At 69.1% G+C, this 19,968-nt stretch carries 17 protein-coding genes and 1 pseudogene; 5 read left to right on the top strand and 13 right to left on the bottom strand.

The window, feature by feature from the left end; all coding sequences use genetic code 11:
* Positions 1-207 (bottom strand): annotated as a pseudogene (locus ACSVDM_RS22875) (2-keto-4-pentenoate hydratase); the annotation flags it as partial.
* A gap of 123 nt (positions 208-330) precedes the next feature.
* On the opposite strand from ACSVDM_RS22875, the gene kstD reads away from it, so the two are divergent.
* Positions 331-2,022 (top strand): 3-oxosteroid 1-dehydrogenase, encoded by a 1,692-nt coding sequence (kstD, locus tag ACSVDM_RS22880; RefSeq protein WP_439267718.1) that lies wholly within the window; start codon positions 331-333, stop codon positions 2,020-2,022.
* On the top strand, positions 2,022-2,882 hold the full coding sequence (locus tag ACSVDM_RS22885; RefSeq protein WP_439267720.1) for a MaoC/PaaZ C-terminal domain-containing protein: 861 nt from the start codon (positions 2,022-2,024) through the stop codon (positions 2,880-2,882). Before kstD ends, ACSVDM_RS22885 begins: the two co-directional genes overlap by 1 nt.
* A 76-nt stretch (positions 2,883-2,958) precedes the next feature.
* Here ACSVDM_RS22885 and ACSVDM_RS22890 read toward each other — a convergent pair whose 3' ends face one another.
* The 12 genes from ACSVDM_RS22890 to ACSVDM_RS22945 all read right to left on the bottom strand — a co-directional run bounded on the left by ACSVDM_RS22890 (position 2,959) and on the right by ACSVDM_RS22945 (position 15,345).
* Positions 2,959-3,405, bottom strand: a complete 447-nt coding sequence (locus tag ACSVDM_RS22890; protein WP_067640633.1) for a hypothetical protein — start codon at positions 3,403-3,405, stop codon at positions 2,959-2,961.
* Positions 3,402-4,676, bottom strand: a complete 1,275-nt coding sequence (locus ACSVDM_RS22895) for a DUF58 domain-containing protein (protein ID WP_067495606.1) — start codon at positions 4,674-4,676, stop codon at positions 3,402-3,404. Before ACSVDM_RS22895 ends, ACSVDM_RS22890 begins: the two co-directional genes overlap by 4 nt.
* A complete protein-coding gene (locus tag ACSVDM_RS22900; protein ID WP_067495609.1) occupies positions 4,673-5,635 on the bottom strand; it encodes an AAA family ATPase in 963 nt (320 codons plus the stop codon). The genes ACSVDM_RS22895 and ACSVDM_RS22900 overlap by 4 nt, the downstream gene beginning before the upstream one ends.
* Positions 5,636-5,652: 17 nt before the next feature.
* Positions 5,653-6,171: a hypothetical protein gene (locus tag ACSVDM_RS22905; RefSeq protein ID WP_225281357.1), complete on the bottom strand. Its 519-nt coding sequence runs from the start codon at positions 6,169-6,171 to the stop codon at positions 5,653-5,655.
* A 37-nt stretch (positions 6,172-6,208) separates the two neighbouring features.
* Positions 6,209-7,147 (bottom strand): DUF4129 domain-containing protein, encoded by a 939-nt coding sequence (locus tag ACSVDM_RS22910; protein ID WP_439267723.1) that lies wholly within the window; start codon positions 7,145-7,147, stop codon positions 6,209-6,211.
* A 139-nt stretch (positions 7,148-7,286) separates the two neighbouring features.
* Positions 7,287-8,243, bottom strand: a complete 957-nt coding sequence (gene zapE, locus ACSVDM_RS22915; RefSeq protein ID WP_439267725.1) for a cell division protein ZapE — start codon at positions 8,241-8,243, stop codon at positions 7,287-7,289.
* Positions 8,244-8,345: 102 nt separating this feature from the next.
* Positions 8,346-9,515 (bottom strand): lipid-transfer protein, encoded by a 1,170-nt coding sequence (locus tag ACSVDM_RS22920; protein WP_439267727.1) that lies wholly within the window; start codon positions 9,513-9,515, stop codon positions 8,346-8,348.
* The gene (locus tag ACSVDM_RS22925; RefSeq protein WP_439267729.1) at positions 9,512-9,934 is read right to left on the bottom strand and encodes a MaoC family dehydratase; all 423 of its coding nucleotides are present in this window, start codon (positions 9,932-9,934) and stop codon (positions 9,512-9,514) included. Before ACSVDM_RS22925 ends, ACSVDM_RS22920 begins: the two co-directional genes overlap by 4 nt.
* 99 nt (positions 9,935-10,033) lie before the next feature.
* Positions 10,034-11,002, bottom strand: a complete 969-nt coding sequence (locus ACSVDM_RS22930) for a bifunctional MaoC family dehydratase N-terminal/OB-fold nucleic acid binding domain-containing protein (RefSeq protein WP_439267731.1) — start codon at positions 11,000-11,002, stop codon at positions 10,034-10,036.
* Positions 11,003-11,016: 14 nt separating this feature from the next.
* Positions 11,017-12,180: an acyl-CoA dehydrogenase family protein gene (locus tag ACSVDM_RS22935; protein WP_067495621.1), complete on the bottom strand. Its 1,164-nt coding sequence runs from the start codon at positions 12,178-12,180 to the stop codon at positions 11,017-11,019.
* Positions 12,165-13,229, bottom strand: coding sequence for an acyl-CoA dehydrogenase family protein (locus tag ACSVDM_RS22940; protein ID WP_439267733.1), 1,065 nt, complete (start codon positions 13,227-13,229; stop codon positions 12,165-12,167). The genes ACSVDM_RS22935 and ACSVDM_RS22940 overlap by 16 nt, the downstream gene beginning before the upstream one ends.
* A 16-nt stretch (positions 13,230-13,245) precedes the next feature.
* Positions 13,246-15,345 carry an acyl-CoA dehydrogenase family protein gene (locus ACSVDM_RS22945; protein ID WP_439267735.1) on the bottom strand — a complete coding sequence of 700 codons (2,100 nt, stop codon included), beginning with the start codon at positions 15,343-15,345 and terminating at the stop codon, positions 13,246-13,248.
* A gap of 128 nt (positions 15,346-15,473) precedes the next feature.
* Here ACSVDM_RS22945 and kstR point away from each other — a divergent pair, with 128 nt between their 5' ends.
* The 3 genes from kstR (at position 15,474) to ACSVDM_RS22960 (ending at position 19,950) form a co-directional block, all read left to right on the top strand.
* A complete protein-coding gene (kstR, locus tag ACSVDM_RS22950; RefSeq protein ID WP_067495630.1) occupies positions 15,474-16,088 on the top strand; it encodes a cholesterol catabolism transcriptional regulator KstR in 615 nt (204 codons plus the stop codon).
* Positions 16,089-16,263: 175 nt separating this feature from the next.
* Complete coding sequence (gene otsB / locus ACSVDM_RS22955) at positions 16,264-18,846, top strand: trehalose-phosphatase (RefSeq protein ID WP_439267738.1); 2,583 nt, start codon at positions 16,264-16,266, stop codon at positions 18,844-18,846.
* Positions 18,847-19,065: 219 nt separating this feature from the next.
* The gene (locus ACSVDM_RS22960; RefSeq protein WP_439267740.1) at positions 19,066-19,950 is read left to right on the top strand and encodes a metal ABC transporter solute-binding protein, Zn/Mn family; all 885 of its coding nucleotides are present in this window, start codon (positions 19,066-19,068) and stop codon (positions 19,948-19,950) included.
* Positions 19,951-19,968: the final 18 nt, after the last annotated feature.

Below are 19,968 nucleotides of genomic sequence, written 5' to 3' on the forward strand. Positions count from 1 at the left end.
CATCGCCTTGGACGACAGCCCGACTTTGTGCCCGACGACCTGGGCGCCGTCGCGGAGCCTGCGCTGGATGTTGAGCAGTTGGATCTCGTAGGCGTCGACCACGTCGATGCCGGGGTACCGGTCGACCAGCGGCGGCACGGCCACCCGATCGTGTTCGGCGCGCGCCAATTCATCGGCGAGTTCACTCCGCTGCGCGTCGGACAGCACGGGTACCTCCTGGTAAATCTGCTCGGCCGGACAGGCAAACTGTAACCGGTTTCGGAGCCGAATATCTGCTCTTCTTCCAGACAACATAGCGCAACCGCGTACTGATTCTATAACGTGTTCTACATGAGTGATCGGGAATACGATGTGGTGGTCGTCGGGAGTGGCGCCGCTGGAATGACCGCCGCCCTCACCGCGGCGCACCACGGGCTGAGCGTGGTGGTGCTGGAGAAGGCGGCGCACTACGGCGGGTCGACCGCCCGGTCCGGGGGCGGTGTGTGGATTCCGGGGAACAAGGCGCTGCTCGCCTCGGGCCGCCCCGACGATCGCGACGAGGCGCGCACCTACCTGCACAGCATCATCGGCGACGTGGTGCCCGCCGAGAAGATCGACACCTACCTCGATCGCGGCGCCGAGGCGTTCGACTTCGTGCTCGACCACACGCCGTTGAAAATGAAGTGGGTGCCCGGTTACTCCGATTACTACCCCGAGGCTCCGGGCGGCCTAGGCCAGGGGCGTTCGTGCGAACCGACACCCTTCAACGGCAAGGTGCTCGGCGCGGAGCTGGCCAATCTCGAGCCGCCCTATGCCAAGGCGCCGATGAACGTGGTCGTCATGCAGGCCGATTTCGTGCGGCTGAACCTGATCCGCCGCCACCCCAAGGGCATGATGCGGGCGCTGCGCGTCGGCGCGCGCACCTATCTGGCCAAGTTCACCGGTAAGCACCTGCTCGGCATGGGCCAGGCCATCATCGCCGCCATGCGCAAGGGCCTGCTCGACGCGGGCGTTCCGGTTCTGCTCAACACCCCGCTCACCGACCTGGTGGAGACCGACGGCCGGATCACCGGCGTCAAAGCCACCGTCGACGGCGAATCGGTCACCTTCACCGCGCGCTACGGCGTGATCCTCGGCAGCGGCGGATTCGAGCACAACGCGGACATGCGCGCCAAGTACCAGCGGCAGCCGATAACCACTGAGTGGACAACCGGGGCCGCGGCCAACACCGGCGATGGCATCGTCGCGGGTATGGCGGCAGGAGCGACGGTCGGGTTCATGGAGGACGCCTGGTGGGGTCCGACGATCTTCAAGGGCGGCAAGCCCTGGTTCGCGCTGGCCGAACGCAACCTGCCCGGCACCATCATGATCAACGACCGCGGCGTGCGCTTCGGCAACGAGTCGGCACCGTACGTGGAGGCCGTGCACACCATGTACGGCGGCGAGTACGGCCAGGGCCCCGGTCCCGGCGAGAACGTGCCCGCCTGGCTGGTGTTCGACCAGCGCTACCGCAACCGCTACATCTTCGCGGGTCTGCAACCGGGACAGCGTTTTCCGAAGCGCTGGATGGAGAACGACAACATCGTCAAGGCCGACACGATCGCCGAACTGGCCGCCCGCATCGGAGTCCCCGCCGACGCGCTCGCCGGAACCGTCGAGCGGTTCAACGGCTTCGTCGCCAAGGGCAAGGACGAGGACTTCGGTCGCGGCGACAGCCACTACGACCGCTACTACGGCGACCCGACCGTGAAGCCCAACCCGTGCCTGGCCGAGATCTCGCAGGGCCCGTTCTACGCCGCGAAGATCGTGCCCGGTGACCTGGGCACCAAAGGCGGCCTCGTTACCGATACCGCCGGACGTGTGCTGCGGGAGGACGATTCGGTGATCGACGGCCTCTACGCGGCGGGCAACTGCAGCTCGCCGGTGATGGGCCACACCTACGCGGGCCCCGGCGCGACCATCGGTCCCGCGATCACCTTCGCCTACCTGTCCGTGCTCGACATCGTCGGCAAGAAGTCCTCTACCGCCAAGGAAGTGAAGTAGTGCCCATCGATCCACAGATCGCGCTCGGCGCGGCGCTGCCCAGCCGCGAATTCAGCTGGACCCCCACGGATGTGCAGCTCTACCACCTGGGTCTCGGCGCGGGCGCGCGCTGCACCGACCCGGTCGAGCTGCGTTATCTCGACGACAGCGAACCGCAGGTGCTGCCCACCTTCGCCACCGTCGCCCCGACTCTCGGCGAGACCGCCGCGCCGCGCGTGAGTTTCCCGGGTGTCGAGATCGACCTGGCGAAGGTGGTGCACGGCCATCAGGAAGTGGTGGTGCACAAGCCGATTCCCGCGTCGGGCAAGGCCGTGTCCGTCGGCCGGATCTCCGAGGTCTGGGACAAGGGCAGCAATGCGGTGATCGTGCAGGAGCACACCGTCACCGGCGCCGACGGGGAGCCGCTGTGGACGGCGCGCTCGTCGATCTTCGCCAAGGGCGAGGGTGGTTTCGGTGGCGAACGCGGACCGAGCACCAAAGCCGAGCTCCCCGATCGCGCCCCCGACGCGGAACTCACCACCGCCACCCTGCCGCAGCAGGCCCTGCTCTACCGCCTCTGCGGTGACCGCAACCCCCTGCACTCCGATCCCGAATTCGCGAAGGCGGCCGGGTTTCCCGCGCCGATCCTGCACGGGCTGTGCACCTACGGCGTGGTCTGCAAATCGCTCACCGATGTCCTGCTCGACGGTGACGCCACCCGCGTCGCGGGCTTCCGCGCGAAGTTCACCGGCGTGCTCTACCCCGGCGAAACCCTGCGCACCAAGGTCTGGCGGGAGGCCGACACGCTCGTCGCGGTGGTCACGGCCGTCGATCGCGACGACGCGCCCGTCCTCGGCGACGTCACCCTGCGCATCGCCTGAACTGAACACCTGATCACCACGCTCTGGTGGCGGCATCGGCCGAGAGGTCGCCGCCACCAGGGCGTGGTGATCTCGGTCAGGATGGGGGGAGGGTGGTGTGGGGGGATTGGGGGGTGAGGGTGGTGGTGAGGAAGGCGTAGATGGTGACGATGAGGATGGGGGCGGCCAAGGGGGCCCAGGCCAGGTGGACGGGGACCAGGGCCGCGGTGGTCGCGGCGATGGTGAACAGGACTGCGCCGCCTACCGAGGGGATGGTGGTGGGGACTACGCCTTCGGGAGCGTGCAGGACCGCGGCGTTGAGAAGGTAGGTCGTTGCTACCAGACCCGTTGCCGCGGAGGCGATTACGCCTACGTCGGCGAAGGCGAGGGCGGCGACGGCGGTGAGGACCGCGGCAACCGAGGCGGGGCGCCACCACCAGCTCGCGATGACGAAAGCCAGGGCCGGTACGCCGAGGATCGGGTTGATCAGGGCGACCGAGGCAACGAGCAGCAGGCCGGCCAGCAGGGCGAGGAATCTGGTCATCGGCGCACCCGCACTGTCCGGCGGTGTTCGGGGAGCAGGCGCATGGCCTGATCGAGGCGGGTGCCGTCGGGCCAGGCGATGATGTCGACACCGACGGTGCCCATGTCGCGATACATCGAGGCCCGCTCGAGCTGCCACATCTTGGCCATCGTCGGGTCGAGGCCATCGGCGAAGGGGGTACCGCGCAGCACGTCGACGGCGACCACCACGTGACCGCGTTTGCGCAGGTCGATGAGGGCGAGCGCGAACTGGGTGTCGAGCAGGGTGGAGAAGGCCACGATGATGGCGCCGATCGGCACCGCGGCATGCGGGGCGAGGGTGCCGGTGTGCTCGACATGTTCGTCACCGACACCGAGCACGGTGTCGACGATCCGGTAGAACTGCCTGCGCCCGATATCGGGACGCAACCAGCGCGGCGACTCACCGAGACACACCACGGCGGTGCGGTCACCGGCCTGCAGCGTGGACTGCACCACCTGGGCGGCACCGCGCACCGACAGTTCCAGCGAATCGCTGGCGGGGCCGGGTGCCTGCTGGGAGGTGTCGACGAGGACGACCACGTCGGCCGAGCGGTTGGTGAACCGCTCGGTGACATAGAGCCTGCCGCGACGCGCGCTCACCGGCCAGTTCACGGTGCGCAGCTGGTCGCCGGGGGCGTAGGCGCGGATGTCGGCGTATTCGACACCCGGCCCGTGCTTGCGGGTGAGGTGGGTGCCGATGCGATCGGGCAGTTCGGTGCGCGGCATGCGCATCCGCTGCGGATCGGCGATCGGGTAGACGTAGAGATTCGCCGCGGGCAGCTCGGCGGTGGCGACGGCGAGCCCGGCGGGGCTCAGTGCGGTCACCGCCGCCTGCACCGGGTAGCGCCCCCAGCGGGTGGCCGAGAGTGCCAGCCGCATCCCGGCCGGTGCGCCACCGGAATCGTGGGATTCCTCCACCTCGAGGTCGAGACCGGTGAGCGGAACCGGGGCCATCCGCAGCAACGCGTGCCCGCTCTCGACGAACGCCGCGGCGACGGCGGTGACGACCTCGCCCTCGAAACAGCGGACGGTGCCGCTGCCGTCGACCTGGATTCTGGTCGGGTTCTGCTGCCACGGTGCGGTGGCGAGCACCCCGAGCATCGGCGCGGCGAAGACGACGAGCTGCCACTGCCCGCGCAGCACCGCGACGACCAGCGCCGCCGCGGCGCAGCCGGCGAGGATGAACACCAAGGGCGCCGGGCGCCACCGCAGGTCGACCTCGACGGTCTTGGATTCGTCGCGGTGCTTCATGTGCTCGTGGCGCGGGGAACCGGTAGCCTGCGCAGCAATTCGGCGATGACGTCCTCGCCGCGGATGCGCCGCACCCACATCTCCGGGCGCAGCGTGATGCGGTGCGCCATGGCAGGCACGGCGAGCGCCTTCACGTCCTCGGGGATCACGTAGTCGCGGCCGAGTAGCAGGGCCCGCGCGCGCGACATCTGCACCAGGTCGAGTTCGGCGCGCGGGCTGGCGCCGACCTCCACCTGGGGGTGGCTGCGGGTGGCGGAGGCAAGTGCGACAACGTAATTCACCACGTCGGGGTGCACGGTGACGAACTCGACCGACTGACGCATCTCCATCAGCCCCTGCGCGTCCACCACCTGGCCGACCTGCGGTGGGGTGGAACCACGTTCGAGCCTGCGCCGGATCATTTGGGTCTCGTCCTGCTCGGACAGGTACCCCAGGCGCAGCTGGATGGCGAACCGGTCGAGCTGGGCCTCGGGCAGCGGGTAGGTGCCCTCGTACTCGATCGGGTTGTCGGTGGCGAGCACGATGAAAGGCTGTGGGAGCAGGTAGGTTTCGCCGTCGATACTCACCTGACCCTCGGCCATCGCCTCGAGCAGCGCCGCCTGGGTCTTGGGCGGGGTGCGGTTGATCTCGTCGGCGAGGAGCACATTGGTGAACACCGGTCCGCGCCGGAAGTTGAACCGCCCGGACGACATGTCGTAGATCGTCGATCCCAGCAGGTCGGCGGGCAGTAGATCCGGCGTGAACTGCACGCGCGTGAAATCCAGGCCGAGCGCGGCCGCGAAGGAACGCGCGATCAGCGTTTTGCCGAGGCCAGGCAGATCCTCGATGAGGACATGGCCTCCGGACAGCACGGCGATCATGATGAGTTGCATCTCATCGCGCTTGCCGACCACGACCCGGCCCAGCTCACGCAGTACTGCGTCGGAGCGCTGGACGGTCACGTTCAACGGCATTGTCATCGGTGGCCTCTAACCCCTCACATCGACTGCAATCGGCGCAGGATCTCGTCCAGCGCCGCCCTACCCGGTGCGCGACCCGTCTGGTCGCGCAACGACGAATTCGCCGGGTCCACCCAGCGCCACAGTTCGGGACCGAACTGCAGCTGACCGGCCGCCTCGATGGCTCTGCGGTTCTTGGATACCCGCATACCGGTGGACAATTCGAACTCTTTGGCCAGCAGCGGGCGCAGGTGCCGGTCCCAGTCGGCGCGGGTGCCGTCGGCGCGGGCGACGAGCATCTCGGCGCGGGCATGCCAGCGGCCGAGCATCTCGGCGGGACCGTTGTCGATGTACTCGGTGAGCGGCTCCTCGCGCCGCACCCGGTAGCGCAGCGACCACACGAGCACCCCGAGTGCCACCGCGACCGGCAAGGCGACGGCGAGCGGAAGCAGATCGCGGTCGAGCCGCAACAGCACGACCTCGAGCACCAGCACCGCGACGACCGCCGTCACGACCACGGTCGTCCGGTTGGACTTGATCTCTTCCCCGGGATTCACGCGACCTCCACGCGACGGGCCGCCCGACGTGGGCCGGTCATGCGGGCACCACCCGTCGTTGCAGGTCGGAGAGCACGATGCGCAGCAGTTGTTCGGCGCGCATGCGCTGCCATTCGAGCATCGAGTGGGGACTGAACCTGGCCTCTTCGAAGAGCGCGACGAGTTCGCGGGCGGAGGCGTCGTGCAGCACGCCGCTCTCGAAGGCTCTGGCCAGCACCTCCATCGGGGTGTCGGAGGCCTTCGGGCGGGCGATGCTGTCGGTGGACAGGCCGCGTTCCATGGCCACATAGCAGGCGATGATCGCGGTGCGCGGGTCCTGGCCCGGCGCGTTCATCGCGGCCAGGCCCATCTCGGCGGCCCGGGTGAGCGAGTCGACATCGCTCGCGGACGGTGCGGCCGGCTCGTCGGCGACGGCTTGCTCGGGGGCGCGTCGGGCGGCGACCGCGACGGCGGCGAGCCCGGCCAGCGCGACCGCGATCAGGGTGATGGCCAGCCCCGCCGCGATGAGCAGGGCGGTGCCGGTGAGTTCGGTGGGGCCCGCGGTGGGGTCGGGGGCGGGCGCGTCGGTGGGGGTCGGTACCGGGCCCGAGCCCTCGGACAGGGTCTCGGCGGCCGGGCGCACGGGCCGGGCGCCGGGCAGCAGGAACAGGGCGGTGACGCCCGCGGCGAACATCAGGGCGACGGAGGCGATGAGCATCGGCACGAGCACCGCGAGCCTGCGCCACTGGATTCTCGGCAGCCCGATGTCCTCGTGTTGCGGCTTGGCGAGCGGGAGGCGATGCTGGCTGGCGACGACGCCGGCCACCAGGATGACGATCGATACCAGCAGCAGCACCGGCATCACCGCGACGAGCAGCGGTGACGGGGCGCCCGACGACTCGTCTGATCCGGCGCCGGGGAGACTGCCCTGCAACGCGAAAGTCGCGCAGGCCACCAGCGCGATCACGACGATCGCCCGCGTAATGGGCTGATTCACCCCGATCACAGCTGTACCACCAAACCCCAGAGACTGCACAAATCAGCCACATAGTTACATGCCGGGCGGTTCGCTCGGGAGGAAATCGGCTCTTTTGGATTTCCTCCTATTCATTGTCCCCCTCGAGGCAAGGGGCACGCTACGCAGTGCGAACGGTGTGAGATCCGGTTAGTGAGAGTTCACCGAGCCGACTGGTGGTGCGCGCGAGATCCGGCACGAGGGGCACCCCGGTGGTCAGCTCGGTGACGGGTTCGGCCGCGTGGATCGTGCACGGCAGGTCGGCGTCGTAGAGGATGTCGACCAGATTCACCAGTCGCATCGCCCAGTCCGGTGGCACCGCGCGCAGCGGTGGTACCGCGACCAGGATCCAGCGGCGCAAACGTGTGGTCAGGCGCAGGTAGTCGGCGGCGCTGGTCGCGGTGCCGCACAGGTGCTCGAAGGCGAAGGTCACCGCGTCGCCGTCGACGGATTCCGCGCGCACGGTTCGTCCGTCGGCCAGGTCGAGCACCACGCCGGGACCGGCGGTGCGCTCCGTCGACACCACGTACCGGCCTGCGCAGAATCCGTGGTCGGCACGGGTGCCGAGGGTGCGGTAGTCCAGCGGACCGTCGAGGGTCACGACCTCGAGGTGGGCGAGGATGCGCTCGATGGTCGGCACGAACCGGTCGTGGAACAGCGGGTTCGGCAGCAGCCCCGCGGGCGGGTAGTTCGACGTGACCACCAGGGTGCGACGTTCGGCGAACAGGGTGTCGACCAGCCGGGCCACGAGCATGGCATCGCCGATGTCGTGCACGTGGAACTCGTCGAAACACACCAGATCCGCGTCACCCAGCAAACGTTCTATCGCATTTTCGATCGAACCCAGTTCGTGTACCGCGGTGTGCAATGCGGCGAAAAAATTGTGGAAATGAAAGCGGCGCTTGCGAATCGGATCGGCCGAAGCGAAGAATCGATCCATCACCATTGTCTTGCCACGCCCGGGCCTGCCGTGCAGATACACCCCGCGCGCCCGTTTACGCACCCGCCCGTTCCGATCGAGCAACTCCCCGAGCCGCCGCGCCGCCGCCGTCTGCCCGGAATCGAGAACCACCGTCACACCGACCTCCTCGTCCCACCCAGTTGTAGTGGGGCGAGGAAGCCGGGCAACAGACATGGTGACGTGCTCAACAGGTGCGCTGAGTCACCCCGGCGCGAAAACTCAGGCGGTGAGCACCAATCCGGAGGTGGGGACGCCGGTGCCCGCGGTGACGACGATGCGTTCCAGGTCGTCGACCTGGTTCACCGAGGTGCCGCGGATCTGGCGGACGGCTTCGGCGATGCCGTTCATGCCGTGGATGTAGGCCTCGCCGAGCTGGCCGCCGTGGGTGTTGAGGGGTAGGCGACCGCCGAGTTCGATGGCGCCGTCGGCGATGAAGTCCTTGGCTTCACCGCGACCACAGAAACCCAGCTCCTCGAGTTGCATGAGGACGAAGGGCGTGAAGTGGTCGTAGAGGATGGCGGCCTGCATGTCGGCGGCGGTGAAACCGCTTTGCGCCCAGAGCTGTTCGCCGACCAGGCCCATTTCGGGCAGGCCCGTCATGGCGTCGCGGTAGTAGCTGGTCATCACGTACTGGTCGGGGCCGCTGCCCTGTGCGGCGGCGGCGATGACGGCAGGACGCTGCGGCAGGTCACGGGCGCGTTCGACGCTGGTGACGACGATCGCGACACCGCCGTCGGATTCCTGACAGCAGTCGAGCAGATGCAGGGGTTCGGCGATCCAGCGCGAATCCTGATGCTGCTCCAGCGTGATCGGCTTGCCGTAGAAGAAGGCGTTCGGGTTCACCGCGGCGTGCTTGCGATCGGCGACGGCCACCTTCCCGAAGTCGGCACTGGTCGCACCGGTGACGTGCATGTACCGGCGCGCGACCATCGCCACCTGCGCGGCGGGCGTGCCGAGACCCTGCGGGTAGGCCCAGCCCGCATCGATCCCCGAGGACGTCGGTGCGGCGGCCAGCGCGGGTGAGAACTGGCCGAAGCGGGCACCGGAGCGCTCGTTGAAGGCGCGGTAGGCGACCACCACGTCGGCCACACCGGTGGCCACCGCCATCGCCGCCTGCTGCACGGTGGCACACGCCGCGCCGCCGCCGTACCCGATGTGGCTGAAGAACTTCAGGTTCGGGATGCCGACCGCCCTGGCCACAGCGGCCTGGGTGTTGGTGTCCATCGTGAAGGTGGTCAGGCCGTCGACATCGGCGGGCGTGAGGCCCGCGTCGGCGAGGGCAGCGGTGACCGCCTCCGCGGCCAACCGCAATTCGCTGCGGCCGGAGTCCTTGGAGAAGTCGGTGGCACCGATACCGACGACGGCCGCGCGGCCGGACAGCGTGCTCATTTCGGCTCCAGATCGGGAACGGCGATGACCGAGGTGGCGATGATGTGCTCACCGAGGCTGTCGCGGCCACGGACGTCGATGGTGATCAGGGTGTCGTCGATGTCGGTGACGGTGCCCGAGAGGGTCAGCGTGTCACCGGCATACAGCGGGACGCCGAGACGCAGCGCGATCGACTTCACCCGGGCGCGCGGTCCGGCCCAGTCGGTGACGAAACGCTGCACCAGGCCGGTGTCGGTGAGGATGTTGACGAAGATGTCGTCGGAACCGCGCCGCACGGCCTTGTCGCGGTCGTGGTGCACGTCCTGGAAGTCCCTGGTGGCCAGGGCGGTACTGATCACGAAGGTGGGATCGGCATGGATCACCAACTCCGGCAGGGTGGTTCCCACCGCGAGAGCGGCGGGATCGATGGTGGTTGTCACGAGCGGGTCCTTTCCGGACGGGCAGAGCGAGTCGACTCGGCGCACCCCGCGCACTGTTCCGCGATGGCTGGGCGGATCACGCGCGACGAGGTGCCGCGCTCACCGCTGCGCCTGCCAATACGGCAGTACGGTGCCGTCGGCCAGCTTTTCGAAGGCCGCGCGCACCGGCAGGTCGATGGCGACCTCGGCCGGGTCGATGCCGCGCAGTTCGCCGAGCATCCGCACGCCTTCGTCGAGTTCGACCAGCGCGACCACGAACGGCAGCTCCCGGCCGGGCACCTTCGGCGCGTGGTGCACGACGAAGCTGAACACCGTGCCGGTGCCCGCGGCGACGACGTAATCGGTCGGCTCGGCCTTGTCCTGCCACAGCGCCGGAATCGGCGGGTGCCGCAGCGTGCCGTCGGGCAGACGCTGGATGCGCAGCTCACCGGCTTGCGTTCCGGCCCAGAAGAACTCGGTGTCGCGGGAGATCACCGGACCCATCCGCTCGGCGGGCGCGACCTCGACCGCGTCCGTCGAGGTGGCGGCGGCATCGGCGGGCGCGGGTGCGGCCGGCGCGTATTTCAGGATCCGGAACAGCATCTCGGTGACCACCTCGTCACCGACCGTCCAGGTGGTGGTGAAGGTGAGGAACCAGCCGTCGCCGAGCCCGGTTCGCTTGGGCCCCTTGAACTCCGAGAGACGGCTGGTGACCGTCACCTCCTCGCCCGGACGCAGGTACCGGTGGTAGGTCTGCTCGCAGTTCGTGCCGACGACGGAGGTGTAGCCCGCCGCGTCGAGCAGTTCGTTGACGCGGCCGATGGGATCGTCGGCGGCGCGCTCGCCGTGCAGGCCGGTCATCGTCCAGACCTGCGCCATGGCGGGCGGGGCGACGATGCCGGGGTGCCCGGCGGCCTTGGCGGCGGCCTCGTCGACATAGATCGGGTTGGTGTCGCCGATCGCCTCCACCCAGTTGTGGATCATCGGCTGGTTCACCGGGTCGCGGCCGACGCGGGGAGCGCTCTCCCCCGCCGCGACCAGCGCGGTCAGGCCCGCCTGGATATCCTCGGGCACAGCAGTTTCCGGCACACGCCGCTCCTGGTTCATCGGGGCACGCGCGGCAGTTCCAGGCCGGCCGAGGCCACCAGTTCGCGCATGATCTCGTTGACGCCGCCACCGAAGGTGACGACGAGGTTCTGTTTGGTCCGCCGGTCGAGCCAGGCCAGCAGCTCGGCCGTGTCGGGATCGGCGGGGTCGCCGTAGCGGCCGACGACCTCCTCCACCAGCCGACCGGCTTCCTGCAACGCCTCGGTGGAGAACACCTTGGTCGCCGAGGCATCGGCGATGACGGTGTTCTGCGCGGCGGCCGGGTCGGCGGCGGCGACCTGCCAGTTCAGCAATTCGTTGAGCCGCACCATGGTCCGCACCCGGGCCAGGGCGCGGCGCACATCCGGCCGGGTGAGCAGTTCGCGCGCCGCCGACCAGTCACGCAGGCGGTCGTAGAGCTGTTCGATCTTGCCCGACGGGCCGAGGCTCACCCGCTCGTGATTGAGCTGGGTGGTGATCAGCCGCCAGCCCCGGTTCTCCTCGCCGACCAGCATGTCGGCGGGCACCCGCACGTCGTCGAAGTAGGTGGCGTTGGTGTGGTGGGCGCCGTCGCAGGTGATGATCGGCGTCCACGAATAGCCGGGATCCTTGGTATCGACGATGAGGATCGTGATGCCGCGGTGGCGGGATTCGACCGTGCCGGTGCGGCAGGCCAGCCACACGTAGTCGGCCTCGTGGGCGCCGGTGGTGAAGATCTTCTGCCCGTTGACGATCCAGTCGCCGTCGCTGTCACGCACCGCGGTGGTGCGCAGCGCGGCCAGGTCGGTGCCGGCCGAGGGCTCGGAGTAGCCGATGGCGAAATGGATGTCGCCGGAGAGGATTCCGGGCAGGAACTTCTTCTTCTGCGCATCGGTGCCGTACTTCTGCAGCGTCGGGCCGACGGTCAGCAAGGTCACCAGCGGCAACGGCACATCGGCGCGCACCGCCTCGTTGAAGAAGATCTGCTGTTCCATCGGGCCGAAACCCTGCCCGCCGAACTCCTTCGGCCAGCCGACACCGAGCCAGCCGTCGCGGCCCATCCGGCGAACCACCTCGCGGTAGGCGTCGCCGTGCCGATTGATCGCCATCTCGGCGTGTTCTTCGGGCGTGACGAGATCGGCGAAATAGGAACGCAATTCCTCGCGCAACCGCCGCTGCTCGGCGGTCAGATCGATGAACATCTGGCTCCCAGGAGGTCGAGCCGCAGATCCGCGCCGCCGAGCAGCCGCGCGAGATCCTTGGCCTGTGAGTAATACCGGTGCATCGGGTGGGTGATGTCGACACCGAGCCCCCCGTGCAGGTGATGGCACTGCTGCATAGCGCGCGGCACCTCGGCCGCCGCCCAGTACGCGAGCACGGCGAGGTCTTCGTCGATGCGGTCCTGATGCTCGGGCGAGGCGTCGTTCTGCGCCAGTGCCCAGCACGCCGACTCGGCGGCCACGTGCAGGGTGCGCGACACCACGTACAGGTCGGCGATCTGCTGGGCGACCGCCTGGAACTCCGCCAGCGGCCTGCCGAACTGCTCCCTGGTCCGCACGTGTTCGGCGGTCAGGGTGACAGCGCCCTTGAGCAGGCCGTCGGCCACCGCGCCGAGGCAGGCGACGGCATAGCGGTGCAAGCCGGGCAGCGCGTCGGGCAGGAGCTGCTCGGCGGGGATCTCCACCTCGTCGAGGACGAGCGAGGCCTCGGGAACGCCCGCCGAGCCGGCCACCGGGATCACCTCGAGTCCGGGGGCGACCCCGTCGATCAGGGCGACTCCGGCGTCGGTCGGCACCAGAATCCAGCGCGCCTGTTCGGCGTAGAGCACGCCGGTCTTGCGGCCCGTGACGCGCACGGTGTCACCGTCGCGCACGGCCTCGGTCGTCGGCGCGGTGGTGAACGGCGCGCCCGGCTCGTTGAGCGCGGCCGTGAGCACGGTGCCCTTGCCGATCTCGGCGAGCACCCGTTCGGCCAGGTGATCGGGCAGCACGGACAGCAGCGGAAGCACACCGAACCCGAAGGTCGGCAGTGCGGGGACCGCCGCCGCATCGGTGGCCAGTTCCATCAGCAGGGCCGCCACCTCGGGCAACCCCATTCCGTCACCGCCGAACCGCTCGGGTACGGGGACCGCGAGCAGGCCCGAATCGATGAGACTCGGCCACAATTCCATGTCGCGGGCAGGCTCACGTTCGAGCAGGCTCACGACAACCTCGGCTACGGCATCGGCACTTTCGTCGCGGGTGAAATCCACGGCGTCCTCCTTCGAGCTAACTGTCCGCATCGCGCGGCATGCCGAGAATCCGTTCGGCCGCCACGGTCAACAGGATCTGCTCGGTACCGCCCGCGATGGAGAGACAGCGTGTGAGCAAGAATTCTTTCAGAACGTCGCTATCCAGGGAACCTTCCCGGCCGGAAAGTTCCAGTGCATATTCAGCGAGCTCCTGCCGGTACCGGACGCCGACGAGTTTGCGGACGGCCGCCTGGGCGCCCGCATCGGCTCCGGCCACGGTGGCCGCCGCGATCCGCTGATCCAGCAAAGTCCCAGCAATCGAGGTGGTGATCAGGGCGCCGAAATGATCCTCGCGCAGTTCTGTTCCCCGACCACCGGGCGGGAAACCGGCGAGCAGCGCTTCCAGCGCGCCACCGATCCCGCCGCCGCCCATGGCGACCCGCTCGGCCGACAGGGTGGCGCGGGCGATCTTCCAGCCGTTGTTCAGCGCGCCGACCAGGCAGTTGTCGGGCACGAACACGTCGTCGAGGAACACCTCGCTGAACTTCTCCTCGCCGGTGATCTGCACCAGTGGGCGCACCTGCACGCCCGCGGCGCGCATGTCGACGAGGAAGTAGCTGATACCACGGTGCTTGGGCGCGGACGGATCGGTGCGGGCCAGGCAGATGCCCCAGTTCGCGGTTGATCCGAGCGAGGTCCACACCTTCTGACCGCGCAGCACCCAGCCGCCCTCGACCCGCTCGGCGGAAGTACGAAGGGCAGCGAGGTCGGACCCGGCGCCCGGTTCACTGAACAGCTGACACCAGATCACCTCGCCGTGCAGGGTCGGCCAGACGAAGCGCTCGATCTGCTCCTCGGTACCGAAGCGAAGCAGGGTGGGCACCGCCCAGCCGGCGACCGCGAGGTCGGGGGTTTCCACCTCGGCGCGGCGCAGCTGTTCGGCGATCTGCAGGCAGGTCATCGGATCCGCGCCGCGCCCATAGGGTTTCGGCCAGTGCGGCATGATCAGGCCCGCGTCGGCGAGGGCGCGCGGGCGTTCGGCCGCCGGGAGCGCGGCGATGGTGGCGATCTCGGCCGACAACGCGGTGTCGCCCTCGGCGTCACCGAGGACGCGCTCGGCGCCGGTGGTCCTGCGCTGCCCGTCGCGGGTGAGTTCGGTGACCCGGGCCCGCCAGCGCGCCGACCCGCCGAGCAGCTGCCGCAGCGAACTGGCCCGGCGCAGGTAGAAGTGCGCGTCGTGTTCCCAGGTGAAGCCGATGCCGCCGAGCACCTGGATGGCGTCCTTGGCGGTGTCGACGGCCGCGTCGAGCGCGCAGGCCGCGGCGACGGCGGCCGCGATCGGCAGTTCCTTGCCACCGGCGTCGAAGGCGTCGGCGGCATCGGCGGCGACCGCGCGGATCAGTTCGGTGCGGCACAGCATCCAGGCGCACAGGTGCTTGATCGCCTGGAAGCTGCCGATCGGCTTGCCGAACTGCTCGCGCACCTTGGCGTAGTCGACGGCCGTTCGCAGGCACCAGCCGGCCACCCCGGCCAGTTCGGCGGCCGCGAGGGTGACGAACAGATCGGTGACGTCGAACGACGGCGCGAAACCCCGTTCCGCGGTGGCACTCTCGGCGGTCACCCGGGCCAGCGGCACCGTCGGATCACCGCCGGACAGCGGCGTGATCGTCGCGTCGGTGAGCACGAACCAGCGGGTGCCGTCGGCGGTCTCGGCAGGCACGAGCACCTGCGTGTCCACATCGGCTCCGTAGACGAATTCCCAAGTGCCGCTGACCTTCCAGCCGTCGGCATCCGAACCCGTCGCCGCACCCGACGACGCATCGGGCAGCGCGACGCCACAGGGCGTCCCGTCGGCCGCGCCGGTGACCAGACCCGCCAGCGCGGTGGCGAGCACCGGACCGTTCACCAGGTCGTCGGCCGTCTGTTCCAGCAGCACGGCGAGGTCGGCGACGGTGCCGCCGAGTCCGCCGTGATCGTCGTCGAGCGCTACCTGGAACAACCCGAACTCGGCAAGTGCGGGCCAGCACTCGCGCCAGCTACCGCCCGCCCGCATTGTTGCAATCGGCGCCGCCGAGCTCGCCCAGCTCCGCAGGGAGGCCGCGGCGGCTTTATGCTCGTCAGTGGTGGCGATGGTCACAAGAAAAACCGCCCTTCCGGCGTGGCTCCCACTCCTAGAACATGTTCTAATATCCGGGGTGGGTGTAAGTCAAGAGACCTTCACCGGCAACCATGTCTCCTGCCGTACTCAGCGAAAGGGTTTCCACGATGGACAGTCCCGCACCAACGCCCACCGTGACAACGCTGTCCGAAGAGGAGCTGAGTTCCACCGCGCAGCGTGAACGCCGCAAGCGCATCCTCGACGCCACCCTCGCGCTCGCCTCCAAGGGCGGCTACGACGCGGTGCAGATGCGCGCGGTCGCCGAACGCGCCGACGTGGCCGTCGGCACCCTCTACCGCTACTTCCCGTCCAAGGTCCACCTGCTGGTGTCCGCTCTGGCAAGGGAATTCGAGCAGTTCGAGAGCAAGCGCAAGCCACTGGCGGGCGACGGCCCGTCCGAGCGCATGCACGGCCTGCTCACCCAGATCACCCGGATGATGCAGCGCGACCCACTGCTCACCGAAGCCATGACGCGTGCGTTCATGTTCGCCGACGCCTCCGCCGCCGCCGAAGTGGACCGCGTGGGCAAGGTGATGGACCGGGTGTTCGCCCGCGCCATCGCCGACGGCGAACCGACCGAGCGTCAGCTCGCCATCGCCCGCGTGATCTCCGATGTGTGGCTGTCGAATCTGGTGGCCTGGCTCACCAGGCGCGCCTCTGCGACCGACGTCACCGAGCGCCTCGAGCTCACCGTCGACCTGTTGCTGGGCGATCGCGGATAACCCCTGCTTACCCGTCGGTACGGCCGGACGAGGACCGACGGGATTAGCCGCGAGGTCGCGGACTACCCGGACGACACTCGTGCGCACAACCCGCCGCGCCGCTCGCGCGCGAGAATTGACCCAGTATTGTTTTTGGCGCCCCCTGATCCACCCCTCCCATCACTAGGTTGGATGCGTGAGCGCACAGGAACTGCCCTTGGATGTCCGCCGTGCACTGGCGTCGGTCGCACGAGTGCCACGGCTATTGGTCGCCTCGGACTACGACGGGACAATCGCCCCGATCGTGTCCGACCCGTCGAAAGCGTTTCCCCAACGGGAATCGGTGAGTGCGCTACGCGCGCTCGCGGGGCTGACCAATACGACGGCAGCGGTGATCTCCGGCCGAGCTCTGCGCGACCTCGCCGCGCTGTCGCGGCTCCCCGTCGAGGTGCAACTGATCGGTAGTCACGGCTCCGAGTTCGATGTCGGCTTCGTGCACGCCATCGACAACGACGCCAAGCAACTGCTCTCCGAGATCCACGTCGCCTTCGCCGAGATCGCCGCCGACAACCCCGGCGTCACCGTGGAGATGAAACCGGCCAGCGCCGCACTGCACGTGCGCAACGCCAGCCCCGAAATCGGCAGGCGCGCACTGACCGCCGCGCGCCAGGGTCCGGCGTGCTGGGTGGGTGTGCAGGTCACCGAGGGCAAGGCGGTGATCGAACTCGCGGTGATCCCCACCGACAAGGGCACCGCGCTCGACACCATCCGGCACCAGGAAAGTGCCTCGGCCGCAGTGTTCTTCGGCGACGACGTCACCGACGAGAAGGCCTTCCGGGTGCTGTCGGGCCCCGACGTCGGCATCAAGGTCGGCGAGGGCGAGAGCCTGGCCAAGCTGCGCGTCGACTCCACCGAGGACGTGGCGCGCGCGCTGGCCTTCCTCGTCGAGGAGCGGCGTACCTGGCTCGCCGGTGCCAGCGCACCGCGTATCGAGCGGCTGAGCATGCTCGCCAGCCCGCGCTCGGTCGCCCTGCTCACCCCCGACGCGACCGTCACCTGGTTCTGCCACCCCGAACCCGATTCGGCGGCGGTGTTCGCGCACCTGCTCGGCGGGTCGGCCGCCGGTCACTTCTCGGTGGCGCCGGAGCGGCCGAGCCTGCCGTTGTCGCAGCGCTACGTCGACGGCACCATGACCGTCGAAACCCGGTGGGCCAGTTTGCAAGTGGCCGACTACCTGCCCCACGACGTGACCCCCAACCGCACCGACCTGACCCGCGTCATCACCGGCACCGCCAAGGCCGTCGTACACTTCGCGCCGCGGCCGGAGTTCGGGCAGGTGCCGGTGCGAATCGAGGCCGTGCACAACGGGCTTCGGGTGAGCGGCACCAACGATCCGATGGTGCTCCGCTCCCCCGGCGTGCAGTGGGAGATCACTTCCGACGGCATCAGCGAGCAGGCGCGCGCCGTGGTCGACCCGGCCGTGGCGCCGGTCGTCCTCGAATTGCGCTGCGGTACCGCCGATCTCGCGCCGTCGATGACGCCGGAGTCGCAGCGTCGTCAGCTGGCCGAACAGTACTGGACCGAGTGGGCGAGCAGCCTGCAGCTGCCGCCGCTCAAGCCGGACCTGATGAAGCGTTCGGCGCTGACCCTGCGCGGGCTCGTGCACCGCCCGTCCGGATCGATCCTCGCCGCCGCGACCACCTCGCTGCCCGAGGACATCGGCGGCGTGCGCAACTGGGACTACCGCTACTGCTGGCTGCGCGACGCCTCACTCACCGCGCAGGCACTGGTGACGCTCGGCTCGCTCACCGAGGCCGAGGAATTCCTGGACTGGGTGCACAAGGTGCTCGCCACCCTGCCCGGCCCGGAGCGGCTGCACCCGCTGTACACGATCTACGGCGAGACGCTGCCGCCCGAGGCCGTCATCGACCTGCTGCCCGGATACGCCGGCTCGCGGCCGGTGCGCGTGGGCAACGCGGCCAATATGCAGGTGCAGCTCGATGTGTTCGGCCCGATCGTCGACCTCATCACCACCCTGGCGCAGGAACGGGAACGCCAGGGCGCCACCGACGCGGCCGAGGCTCTGCCCGACGCCGACTGGGAACTGGTGCACGCCATGGTCTCCGCGGTGCAGCGGCGCTGGACCGAACCCGACCACGGCATCTGGGAGATCCGCGGCAACCCGCGGCACCACGTGTACTCGAAGGTGATGGGCTGGCTCACCGTCGACCGCGCGCTCACCCTCGCTCAGCGTTTCGATCGCGCCATCGATCCCGAATGGGTCACCCTGCGCGACACGATCGCCGAAGAGGTGAAGGCCAAGGGCTGGAACGAGGAGGTGCAGTCCTACACCGCGGCCTACGACGGCACCGATCTGGACGCGGCCACCCTGCACATCGGCCTCAGCGGCCTGATCGACCCCGCCGACCCGCGTTTCGCGGCGACCGTCGTGGCCACCGAGGCCGAACTGCGCAGCGGCGCGACGGTTTACCGCTACCACCACGACGACGGGCTGCCCGGCGGTGAAGGCGGTTTCCACCTGTGCGCCGCCTGGCTGGTCGAGGCGTACCTGCTGATCGGTCGCCGTTCCGACGCCGAGGCGTTGTTCACGCAGCTCGTCGCCGCGGCGGGCCCGACCGGTCTGCTCAGCGAGGAGTACGACCCCGTCGCCGAGCGCTCCCTCGGCAACCACCCGCAGGCCTACAGCCACCTCGGCCTGCTGCGCTGCGCTCAGCTCCTGAGCGCTGCCCGCCTCCCCGTGACATCAGGCCAGATCTAGGCGCGGGGATGCTATAGGCAGGCGGCCGACGTTCTCCAAAGGGGAACGTCGGCCCGTGCCCGACGAGTTACCCATGTACCTGCGAGACAGGGACGGCAGTCCGGTGGCCACGTTCACGGGCCGGCATCATTGCTGCTAATCTAAAACGGTAACGATTTCCATTATGATCTGACGCACAACCGTGTGTGGTCCGGTCGTGGTTTGCCCCAGGAGTCCCGCGTGAACAGTCGAATCGCCCGTGCGTGTGCCGGTCTCACGGCGGCAGTGGCGGTCGCCGCCGTCCTGACGGCCTGCGGCGGGGGCTCCGAGGAATCCGGCACTCCCTCGATCGTGGCCTCCACCGATGTGTGGGGCTCGGTCGCGAGCGCGGTCGCCGGGCCGGATGCCCAGGTCAGCGCCATCATCACCGATCCGGCCGCCGACCCGCATTCGTTCGAGACCTCCGCGAGCGATACCGCGAAGATCAGCGATGCCGAGCTGGTGGTGTTCAACGGCGGCCACTACGACGAGTTCATCGAGCAAGCCATCTCCGGTAAGGGCAAGCGGACCGTCGAGGCGTTCGAGGAGCGCACCGACAAGAGCGACGAGAACGAGCACGTCTGGTACGACGTCACCACCGTCGCCGCCGTCGCCGACCGCATCGCCGCCGAACTCGGCGAGATCGACGCGCCGCACAAGGACGCCTACACCGAGCGTGCCGTCGCCTTCAAGAACCAGCTGATGGGCATCAGCACCATCACCGGCGCCATCGCGGCGCAGACGCCGAACGCGGCCGTCGCCCAGTCCGAGCCGCTGGCGCACTACCTGCTGCTGGCCGCCAAGGCCCAGGACAAGACTCCGCACGAATTCCAGGAAGCGATCGAGCAGGAGACCGACCCGTCCCCGGCCGCCGTCGCCGCCACCCGCGACCTCATCACCGGCAAGCAGGTCAAGGCGCTGATCTACAACACCCAGACCCAGGACAAGATCACCCAGGACCTGCGCACGGCCGCACAGGCTGCCGGTGTGTCGGTGGTCGAGGTGACCGAGACACTGCCCGAGGGTGTCGACTACGTGCAGTGGCAGACGGCCAATGCCAAGGCGCTGGCCGCGGCTCTGCGCTGACGCTCGAACCCGATCGAG

This window comes from Nocardia sp. JW2 (genome assembly GCF_051843015.1).
In the GTDB taxonomy this organism is placed as follows: Bacteria; Actinomycetota; Actinomycetes; order Mycobacteriales; family Mycobacteriaceae; genus Nocardia; species Nocardia coubleae.